This is a genomic window from Moorena sp. SIO3A2 (assembly GCF_010672265.1).
In the GTDB taxonomy this organism is placed as follows: Bacteria; Cyanobacteriota; Cyanobacteriia; order Cyanobacteriales; family Coleofasciculaceae; genus Moorena; species Moorena producens.
The window spans coordinates 1-10,208 of sequence record NZ_JAAHHC010000100.1 but is presented as its reverse complement, the minus strand read 5'-3'; the positions used below and the strand labels follow the sequence as shown (position 1 = coordinate 10,208).

At 41.7% G+C, this 10,208-nt stretch carries 9 protein-coding genes and 1 pseudogene; 5 read left to right on the top strand and 5 right to left on the bottom strand.

The features are described 5' to 3' along the window. Positions 1 to 282: 282 nt before the first annotated feature. Positions 283 to 1,002 (bottom strand): helix-turn-helix domain-containing protein, encoded by a 720-nt coding sequence (locus tag F6K64_RS37455; protein ID WP_502708101.1) that lies wholly within the window; start codon positions 1,000 to 1,002, stop codon positions 283 to 285. Positions 1,003 to 1,058: 56 nt separating this feature from the next. Next, a complete protein-coding gene (locus F6K64_RS37445; RefSeq protein WP_229414555.1) occupies positions 1,059 to 1,373 on the bottom strand; it encodes a recombinase family protein in 315 nt (104 codons plus the stop codon). A 673-nt stretch (positions 1,374 to 2,046) separates the two neighbouring features. On the opposite strand from F6K64_RS37445, the gene F6K64_RS37440 reads away from it, so the two are divergent. The 5 genes and pseudogenes from F6K64_RS37440 to F6K64_RS37420 all read left to right on the top strand — a co-directional run bounded on the left by F6K64_RS37440 (position 2,047) and on the right by F6K64_RS37420 (position 8,573). Next, a complete protein-coding gene (locus tag F6K64_RS37440) occupies positions 2,047 to 2,574 on the top strand; it encodes a hypothetical protein (protein ID WP_287251506.1) in 528 nt (175 codons plus the stop codon). A 242-nt stretch (positions 2,575 to 2,816) separates the two neighbouring features. Further along, positions 2,817 to 3,239 (top strand): annotated as a pseudogene (locus F6K64_RS37435) (Uma2 family endonuclease); the annotation flags it as partial. Between the two features lie 771 nt (positions 3,240 to 4,010). Next, entirely contained in the window at positions 4,011 to 5,117 is a 1,107-nt protein-coding gene (locus F6K64_RS37430) for an alkene reductase (protein ID WP_008185851.1), read from the top strand. A gap of 68 nt (positions 5,118 to 5,185) precedes the next feature. Next, positions 5,186 to 5,320, top strand: coding sequence for a hypothetical protein (locus F6K64_RS37425; RefSeq protein WP_287263923.1), 135 nt, complete (start codon positions 5,186 to 5,188; stop codon positions 5,318 to 5,320). A gap of 43 nt (positions 5,321 to 5,363) precedes the next feature. After that, on the top strand, positions 5,364 to 8,573 hold the full coding sequence (locus F6K64_RS37420) for an NACHT domain-containing protein (RefSeq protein ID WP_287267953.1): 3,210 nt from the start codon (positions 5,364 to 5,366) through the stop codon (positions 8,571 to 8,573). A 310-nt stretch (positions 8,574 to 8,883) separates the two neighbouring features. Here F6K64_RS37420 and F6K64_RS37415 read toward each other — a convergent pair whose 3' ends face one another. The 3 genes from F6K64_RS37415 to F6K64_RS37405 all read right to left on the bottom strand — a co-directional run. Next, positions 8,884 to 9,267: a type II toxin-antitoxin system death-on-curing family toxin gene (locus F6K64_RS37415; protein WP_008185843.1), complete on the bottom strand. Its 384-nt coding sequence runs from the start codon at positions 9,265 to 9,267 to the stop codon at positions 8,884 to 8,886. Next, positions 9,264 to 9,488: an AbrB/MazE/SpoVT family DNA-binding domain-containing protein gene (locus F6K64_RS37410; protein ID WP_008185840.1), complete on the bottom strand. Its 225-nt coding sequence runs from the start codon at positions 9,486 to 9,488 to the stop codon at positions 9,264 to 9,266. Before F6K64_RS37410 ends, F6K64_RS37415 begins: the two co-directional genes overlap by 4 nt. Positions 9,489 to 10,010: 522 nt before the next feature. Then, positions 10,011 to 10,208: transposase (locus tag F6K64_RS37405; RefSeq protein WP_287265468.1), on the bottom strand; the 198-nt coding region annotated here is incomplete at its 5' end.

Genomic DNA, 10,208 nt, shown 5'->3' with positions numbered 1-10,208 from the left:
GTGACATACTCCCACACGCTCATCGAAGATTACAGTGTGGGCTTCTTACCAACTCCAGCCATCACTATCGGCTTTCGCCGACGCGGGGCGCGTTCGGATACACGGGTTACTTTATTAACGACACGGGATGCCCCGACCCACCGGAACAATACAATAAGTTCTATTTTTTAGGCACGTAAGTGGCTGACTTGCCCAGCATTTAAGGCCGTAGGCCACGCTACGCGAACGGCTTTGTTTATCAGTACATATATTATAGCAATTTTATAATACCCTGTGCAAAATTCATCCCACACCTATGCTACGCATTAGGTGTGGGATGAATTTTGCCGGACAGCTAAAAAACGTCAAAAAAGTTCTAACACCAGGATCGAGAGCAACTACCTTGCCTTGATTCTCGGCTTTGTTTCGAGTTGCTTTGTAAGGGACTACTAAATAATAGTCCCCATTGGTGCTAATTAATCGATAGTCACATAGGTGATCTGGTAGGCTTTCAGCAAAGGTTAACTCTCCTAATTTTGTAGGGTAGATCCCCTTTACTGAAACAGCGGATTTTGGGATGTAGCAAGACTGAACAGGAGTTTTTCGAGACCTAAAGCGAACTCGATTAATTTGCCCAGTCAAATTGTATTTTTTCTTAGCCTCTATGACCGCAGTGCAGGCATCCTTTATCCCTATCGATTTAATTTGATAAGGTACTGTTTTACACCATTCAGGAAGACTGTTAAGGATGTCAGTCTTGATGGCCAACCAGTTAGCTTTAACTTCGCCATTTTTGAGGATTTCTACGGTCTTGTTGAAAACATAACGGGACACTCCAAACCAGCGATTAATCAATTGACGTTGGTCAGCTTTTAGGAATAGTCGGATCTTTTTTGATTTTTGAACCGTATTTCCTGAGTCCTTGGACTCTACAAGAGCAGACGTGAATGATTGAGAGAATATCGGCGGTAAATTCTGATCAAAGACAGCTTTCAGGGTTGTCGGATCCCATGATTTTTCCACCGTTGAGACTGACCGGAGATGAAACCTTAGAGTAGTGCAGCCTTACTACAAAACCTTTACCCTATGCTGCATAATTTACCAACTATAAAGGCTGCACTACTCTTACGGTAACTTCTAACCAAGTACTCAAAGAGTTCAAACCCAAACCGGGTAAGTCTGTCGAGACAGGCAACAATAATTGTGAGCTGATCCCCACGCATAAGTCGCTCCAGTATGGTTTTAAGCCCAAATCTTTTGTAGTTAAGTCCTGATCCGATGTCAAAGATGATTTCCGCTTCTGGATAGAGGGAGTGCATATAAGCAACCTGTCGATTAAGGTCATTCCTTTGTTTTTGGCTGCTGAGGAGGCAGTAACAGATAGTAGCAACCACAGTTTTGCCCGCCTTTCCGAAGGTGAGTAAGCTTTCTGTATCGAAGAGTCTGTAACCACTTGGGGTGCGTTCGCATTTGATCGTGCCATTATCTGCATACTTGCGAAAGGTATTTCTGGAGAGTCCCGTAAGTTCGACCGCCTTACGTAGTGGTATCAGTAACCTCCCTTAAGTATACCAAATAGTTGTAGAGATTGCTAGACTATGTGACACTTTTTATAACTGTATACAAACCTTTTGATTTATCCGTCTGATGGGATGCCAGTGCGTTTTAAGGCCAGAGACTTGCAGTGTATTGAGGAAACTTAGTATTGCTTGGTGCAGTTTTAGCTAAGTTTTCGTTTGTGTTAGTAAGTTAACTGGCTTTTTATGATTAGTATTGGGAATGCGATCGCATCCTTGTTTTATGTGGTCATATACCGTAGCTATTCAGGTATCAGCTATTAGCTATCAGCGTGTCGCGTATCAGCTTATGCGCTACACGCACACTACTTGAGGTGCCATTGGCCAAAGGCTGACCGCTAAACGCTGACCGCTGAATGCTTACCATATACCCAGTCATGCCCCTGACCCCTAACAGGTGTCTTGAGCTTAACGGTAAGGTATTAATACCGTGTTAAGCTTATAGGTTAAGACGCTCTCGACCACTATCTTATCATAGGCACGGACAACTATGCGACCTGATTTGCAGGACTTGGTGATTTCAGAGGACTATCTATCCAATTTGATTGGGGAGAAGCCAGAGCGAGTCAGAGGTTTTTTCCTAGAGAAACCAAAAGAACCAGGAGATTTCCTGATCAAATTGGGTAGAGGTACCTTTCTATGGTTGAAATATAAGGCAGTTAGACGGCTGGTGAAAGAAGTGGATCGATACAATACGGTGATTAGAGCTGTATACATTAATGATCAATTGGAAGAAGCTGGTAATCCAGGTGTTGGTCTCAGCAATCGGGAGCGAGTGCTCGAAGCCCTTAAGGTGATGAAAACGGATTTAGTGCGTGCCTTGAAGACAGAACGAATTCTCAGAGAGAATAAGCAGTTTATTACTAAGAATCCTCAGCTATTTACTACTAATTTAACCACCTTGACTGCCCTGCACTTGAGTGATCAGGCCAGTGAGTATGGACGAGTGCTAGATCAAGCCTTGCAGGTGGCAGTGGGGGTGCAAGAGGAAATGAGAAAATTGCAGAATCAGCGTTAGGGGCGGATAATCTATTTATTTTAGGGAGTCGGGAATCGGGAGTCGGGAGTCGGGAATCGGGAGTCGGGAATCGGGAATCGGGAATCGGGAGTCGGGAATCGGGAGTCGGCAGGGTTATTTCATTCTGGATCTAGGTAACGAGTTTAAAGGCTTTCAGCCATCACATACCTGAATGCTCGAAGGCTGAAAAGACGTATCCTCGTCAATGCATAAAATATTGCAATTTAGAATGAAACAGCCCTGGGGAGTCGGGAATCGGGAACAGAGAAAAAATTCTGTGCATCGCTGGTTTTTTAAATATTAAGGTTGTGTTTAGCTCTCAGACTGTGTTTAGTTTACCAGGTGGTGGCGATCGCTCTCCCGATGTAGCTTGGGTAGCGCTGGAAAGATGGAAAGCACTGAGTCAAACAGAAAGAGAAGGTTTTCCACCCATTTGCCCCGATTTTGTGATTGAGTTGCGCTCACGGACAGATCGATTAAAGCCCCTACAGGAGAAAATCCAAGAGTATCTAGCCAGTGGCTTGCGTTTGGGTTGGTTGATTAATCCTCAGGATAAACTGGTAGAAATTTATCTGGCAAATCAACCTGTGGAAGTAGTAGCAATGCCTGTAGTGTTAACAGGAAATGAGGTGTTACTGGGGTTTAGTTTAGAATTTAGAATTTAGAATGAAGAATTTAGAATGAAGAATTTAGAATGAAGAATTTAGAATGAAGAATTTAGAATGAAGAATTTAGAATGAAGAATTTAGAATGAAGAATTTAGAATGAAGAATTTAGAATGAAGAATGAAGAATGAAGAATTTAGAATGAAGAATTTAGAATGAAGAATTTAGAATGAAGAATTTAGAATTTAGTGGCTAGTGGTGCTTTAGGGACGGGCTCGCCCTGATTTTATCGGTAGCCAGTGTTGGGACAGTCCGTCCGGAAATGAAACGGGCAAGATGCCCGTTCCACGCCTGATGCCCATTCCAACCACCAGGTCAAACAGCTTTTAGGAGATGCACCCAGCCACAAGCGCGTTCGCTTTTAGCGTGGCCTACGGCCAATCGCGTAGCGTGACCTTTGGTCAATCGCATTTTGGCTTTCTTGGTCTGTTGCTAACCTTTCCCCCCATCCAAGAAAACAGTTGTGCAATTTGATCAGTATGAATAGCTCTGGCTATAGGTTCCGATATCCACCCGGGAAAAAACCTATATCATATATATATTATTACTATGAAAACAGCTATATAATATACCCTATTCTTTCTTCCCACACTCTCCCATCGGGTGCATCTCCTAAAAGTTGTTTGACCCAGCAGTGGTGCGTTACGGGCAGCAACCTAACCCTGGCGCTTGAGCAAAACATACCAAGCCCCTAACTTGTCACAAATCATTTAGGATTGCTATATTTTGTTTAAATGGATTTGAGTCAATTTACATTGAGGGGTACAATAAATGACGGCTCCACTCTCTTTGTCCAAACTACTAAGCCCTTTTGAATTAGGTGATTTATCTTTAAAAAACCGAGTAGTAATGCCTCCTTTAACTAGAGGGAGAGCAGTTAATATGGGTATTCCCAATGATTTAATGGTGGAATATTATACTCAAAGAACTGGAGTAGGTCTAATTATCACTGAAGGTACTTTTATTTCCCCTCAAGCTAACGGTTGGGTAAATGCTCCTGGTATTTATACTCTGGAACAAACTGAAGGGTGGAAAAAAGTTGTTAGTAGTGTACACTCTAAGAATACGCCATTATTTTTGCAGCTTTGGCACTGTGGTAGGGCTTCTCATAGTAGTTTCCATGATGGTAAGCTAGCTGTTGCTCCTTCAGCCATTAAAATTAACGAAGAATATGTTCATACCCCTCAGGGAAAACAGCCTCACGAAACTCCACGAGCCCTGGAAACTGAAGAAATACCCCAAATAGTAGAAGAGTATAAAAAAGCGGCTGAAAATGCCAAACATGCAGGTTTTGATGGGGTAGAGATTCATTCAGCTAATGGTTATTTACTGGACTCTTTTCTGCAATCTAAAACCAACCAAAGAACAGATAACTATGGTGGTATTATTGAGAATAGATATCGTTTACTCAAAGAAGTAATCGAAGCTGTAATAACTGTTTTCCCAGTCAATAGAGTGGGGGTTCGTTTGTCTCCTAATGGTTTATTTAATGATATGGGGTCTGTGGATTATCGTGAAACATTTCTTTATGTAGCTAAAGAGTTAAACAGTTATGGGTTAGCTTATATCCATGTATTAGATGGGTTGGCGTTTGGATTTCATGAATTAGGAGAACCGATGACTTTGGCTGAGCTTAGAAACGTTTTTGATGGTCCAATTATTGGTAATTGCGGCTATAGTAAAGAAACAGCAGAAGCGGCAATTCAAGAAGGTGTGGCGGATTTAATTGCTTTCGGAAGACCGATTCTGAGTAATCCAGATTTGGTTGATCGCTTCGCTAATAATTGGCCTCTTAATCCTATTCCAGATGTTAAAGTTTGGTATTCTCCAGGTAAAGAAGGTTATACTGACTTTCCTACTTATAATGCGGAAAACTAGCGAGGCTCTTACTAAGTGCGGTCTAGCCTGAAATCTTAACCCTAAAGGCATTTAGGGTTTACAATTTTTTGAGCGAACAGTGGTTCATTACGGGGCAGGCTGTCCCAACTATTGCGTCTTGCGTCTTGTGTCTTGCGTCTTGCGTCTTGCCTGCTCCCTGTTCCCTGTTCCCTGCTCCCTGCTCCCTACTCCCTACTCCCTAAAGATCTATAATAATAGATAAACCAAAAAACAACTACCAAGATCATGCTAGATTGGTTAGCACTGTGGGGAATTTCTAGTGCTGGTGGCTATCTCGCCAAAGAAGTGATCGGTCCCTTGGCCAAAGACGCTCTAGAAGACTACACTAAAGATTTTTTCAAAGAATCTATCAAAGATTATACCGGACTATCGGAGCAAGATACCCAGAAAAAACTCTTGGTTAAAGCCTTAAAAGCTTTTGTAGCTTTAGTTGGACAAGAATTAAAGGTTGCTGACCTATCTAAGCAAGAAATAAAACAATATACTAAACCCCTCAAGCAGTATATTAAGAACCAATCCGTTAAAGCTATCCTGGGAAGTGCCTTTAACTATGGCTGTAAAGAAATAGATACCGATACATTAGCCAAGACTTGGGTTGAGCTGAAGTTATTATCATTACCGGAAGAATTTCGTTGGAAGTATATTGGTAAACAGTATCTCAAGCAAGTACAAACTATAATCAAGCAATCGGATAAGTTACGGCCTATCTGGGATTCCCAAACGTTAGATGCGATCGCAAAAAACACTAACGCTACAGCAGGCATTATCCCTGATTTTAACTTAAGGGAGTATCAAGAAGCACTCCTAGAGAGCTACGGTAATGTTAAACTAGATAGTTTAGATACCGATGGTTCTGCCTATAATCAACTAAAACTCTGGACGATATTTATCCCCCAAAATGTGCGAGAGGTTCATGACTTGATGCCAGAGGCGATTCATGAACTGCCTAAGGATTATTATCAAAAACTGCTAGAGAGTGGTCAACTAGAACAGGAAATTGACCAAAAGGAGTTGCAACGAGCTAAAAAGCTTTATTATCAACAGCCGATAAAATCCGTATTGGATGTGATCAAGGACTCTCAAGGCTATCGGTATTTGGTGGTTTTAGGAGACCCAGGCTCTGGTAAATCTACTTTGTTGCAATATTTAGCATTGGAGTGGGCAAGAACCGATCTAACTACTGCCCTTTCTCTACCAATTCCCTTACTGATTGAATTACGCACCTATATCCGGAATCGCGATAGTGGACAGTGTCATAATTTCTTGGAATTCTGTCATCAAAGCAGTGGATATATCTGTCATCTCAATCAACATCACCTTGATGAGCAGTTAAAGGCTGGTAATGCCTTAGTGATGTTTGATGGGTTGGATGAAGTCTTTGAGCCAGGTAAACGAGAAGATGTAATTACGGATATTCATCGCTTTACCAATACCTATCCTAAAGTAAGATTAATTGTGACATCTCGGGTAATTGGTTATAAACCCCAACGGCTACGGGATGCTGAATTTCGTCATGTTATGCTCCAAGACTTGGAGTCCGAACAAATTCAAACCTTTATCGAGCACTGGCATGAATTAACCTTTACGGATCAAGCCGATAAAGTTAGGAAACGGGAGCGCTTACAAAACGCAATCAAGACATCCTCCCCAATTCGACAACTGGCGCAAAATCCCCTATTACTAACCATGATGGCAATCCTGAATCGCAATCAAGAATTGCCTCGTGACCGCTCTGAACTCTATAACCAATCCTCTCGATTACTGCTCCATCGATGGGATGTGGAACGAGCATTACTAGAAGATAATCGTCTTGACCCCAAGACAATTGATTATCAAGATAAGCAACAGATGCTGGGAAAAGTGGCAGATTTCATGCAGGGTAATCAAGCAGGATTAGCGGGAAATCTGATTAGTGCAGAGGATTTAGAACGGATTATCTTCGAGGAGTTGAAACTACGGGAAGTTACTAATCCAAGAGCGGTGGCTAAGGTAATGATTAATCAGTTGCGCACCCGCAATTTTATCTTGTGTTTCATGGGAGCAGATTACTACGCCTTTGTGCATCGGACATTTTTGGAATATTTCTGTGCTTGGGAATTTGTCAGGAAATTTGAGAAAACCCAGAAGATTGACCTAGAACAGTTACAAACCCAAGTATTTGGTCAGCACTGGCGGGATGAATCTTGGCATGAAGTGCTGAGGTTGATTGTGGGCATGATTGATTCCAGAAAAGCTGGAGAAATTATTGAGTATTTGATAGCACAATATGGAGAGAGTAATAGGTTTGGAAATTTATTTTTGGCAGCAGATTTTTTATCTGAGGTGAGGAATCGCTATGAGATTAAATCAACAGATACTACATTACTGAATCGCGTCAAAGACTTAATTAATTATGATCAAAATAGAAAAAGATTCAGTGATAGTGATATTCGCACTAACGCTGTGGTAGCAGTAGCCACCCATTGGCAAGACCACCCAGATACCTTAGCCCTACTTCAAAAATGGGCTCGCTCTGATCAAGATGGGAATGTGCAAGCTACAGCAATTGAACAGTTAGCTCAAGGTTACCAAGACCACCCAGATACCTTAGCCCTACTTCAAGCATGGGCTCGCTCTGATAAAAATTCGTGGGTGCGACCTACAGCAATTATAAAGTTAGCTCAAGGTTACCAAGACCACCCAGATACCTTAGCCCTACTTCAAGAATCGGCTCGCTCTGATACTGATTCGGATGTGCGAGGTGAAGCAATTAAACAGTTAGCTCAAGGTTACCAAGACCACCCAGATACCTTAGCCCTACTTCAAGCATGGGCTCGCTCTGATAAAAATTCGTGGGTGCGACGTACAGCAATTGTACAGTTAGCTCAAGGTTACCAAGACCACCCAGATACCTTAGCCCTACTTCAAGCATGGGCTCGCTCTGATACTGATTCGTCGGTGCGAGTTACAGCAATTGAACAGTTAGCTCAAGGTTACCAAGACCACCCAGATACCTTAGCCCTACTTCAAGAATCGGCTCGCTCTGATACTAATTCGTGGGTGCGAGTTACAGCAATTGAACAGTTAGCTCAAGGTTACAAAGACCACCTAGATACTTTACCCCTACTTCAAGAATTGGCTCGCTCTGATACTGATTCGGATGTGCGAGGTATAGCAATTGAACAGTTAGCTCAAGCTTGGCACAATCAGCCTTGGTTATGGGAATTTTTACGCGATCGCACTCTCCATGACCCTTTTGAGCGTAAGAAATTATGGGATGACAATCCTCGACAAGCAGCCCTTAAGGCCATCCTGGAATATTATCCTAACCATTCCCAAATCCAATCCTTATTGCAGGATAGAGCAGACCATGACTCCGATCCTAAACTGCGGGAGTTTGCTCAGGACGAATTAGCCAAATTGAGGCAAGAGGCAAGAGGCAAGAGGCAAGAGTGAAAAAATCCTGTGTACCTAATAGTTATGAAAAACGCTGTAGAAGGTTTTCAAACGAGTTGTAAATTCATCGATGGTCGAAAAAGGCAAGAGGCAAGAGGCAAGAGGCAAGAGGGGCAAGATATCCAGAGTTTTTTAGTAAACTAAAAAAAGACTGTATTCGTTTACATCTCAAATGGAAACGCTATATATATACCAGAGTTATGGTTAACAGACAGTAAAAAACTCCCAACGTCAAAAACCTTGGGAGGGTCATTTTAGGTTATATTCAACCCAGTCTAGCATCGGTATTTGATTAGTATGGATCATCAAATTAAGTACCGACATTTGCTTCTAGCCACTTAGCAATGGCATTTTGGCTTTCTTGGTCTGTTGCTAACCTTTCCATCATTACCACAACATCCATTTCTGGGACATCTAGAGAATATCCATTTACTTCAAGGAAAGTTGCCATCACGGCGAAAGCGACCCTTTTATTGCCATCTATAAAGGGATGGTTTTTTGCCAAACCATATCCATAGGCTGCTGCTAAATCAAATAAGGTTGGTTGACCATAGACAAATAGATGTCTAGGTCTGGCTAAACTAGCCGATAGCAGATTTTCGTCCCGAATCCCTGGACTTCCCCCATGTTGTGCAATTTGATCAGCATGAATAGCTCTAGTTATAGCTTCCGATATCCACAGCGGTTCCCTCACTTAGCCAGCTCCCTCAAGGCATTTTCATACCTCTTGCTGACTTTCTGATAAGCTGCCATTACCTTTTCAAACTCAGGATCTTTCGTGGTGATTTCAACACCATCAGCGGTTTGTGTGATAAATACAGTATCTCCTTCAACAACATTCAGCTGTTGTAGGATCTCTTCAGGTAGAGTTATGCCTAGGGAATTCCCAATTTTATTAATTGTGAGCTTGTACATATTGTAAAGGGAGTCGGGAGTCGGTAAAAATCCTATATTCTATTATAGCGTTTTTCGCAGTTATGAGGTACATACAGTATTCTTTGACTTTAATTCCCTTTCTTGATGCAGCACATCCCTATTCCTTATTCCATCTTCCATCTTCTCTGTTCCCTGTTCCCTGTTCCCTGTTCCCTAAAATCCAGAAATTGTGTACCTCATAGCTATGAAAATTGCTATATTATATATATATCATTACTATAAAAACCGCTATATAATATTCCCTATTCTTTCTCCCCACACTTCCCACACTTCCCGCGCCCCCGCCCCAAACTCTTCCCCCTACTCCCTACTCCCTATCAACGATACAAAATCAAATTCAAAACATTCAACTCATTGGATGTCAACAAATACTTATCCGTAAACATTTTTGTTCTGAGTTGCTCTAGGGAATAGCTGTTAAATACAATTCTGTTCCCTGTTTCCTGTTCCCTTTGCTAAAGCTGATAGCTGATAGCTGATAACTGATAAGCTGTTGCGCATTTAAACTGTGATAACAGCATTGCCTTTGTTTTTTATTTTTCGTACCCATTTTATAATTAACCCTCCTTCATTTAAAAGATGATTTAACAAACATTCTAATTCTTCAATTGATTTGAAAACTCGATTGGCAATATATTCTTTTGCTGAATGCCAAACCAATTCAATTAAGTTATAATCAGGACTATACTCGGGAAGATA

Bases quoted from the DNA above. Each gene is read 5' to 3' on its own strand.
- F6K64_RS37410 (WP_008185840.1), bottom strand. From the start codon at position 9,488: ATGTACAAGCTCACAATTAATAAAATTGGGAATTCCCTAGGCATAACT.
- F6K64_RS37420 (WP_287267953.1), top strand. From the start codon at position 5,364: ATGCTAGATTGGTTAGCACTGTGGGGAATTTCTAGTGCTGGTGGCTAT.
- F6K64_RS37440 (WP_287251506.1), top strand. From the start codon at position 2,047: ATGCGACCTGATTTGCAGGACTTGGTGATTTCAGAGGACTATCTATCC.
- F6K64_RS37430 (WP_008185851.1), top strand. From the start codon at position 4,011: ATGACGGCTCCACTCTCTTTGTCCAAACTACTAAGCCCTTTTGAATTA.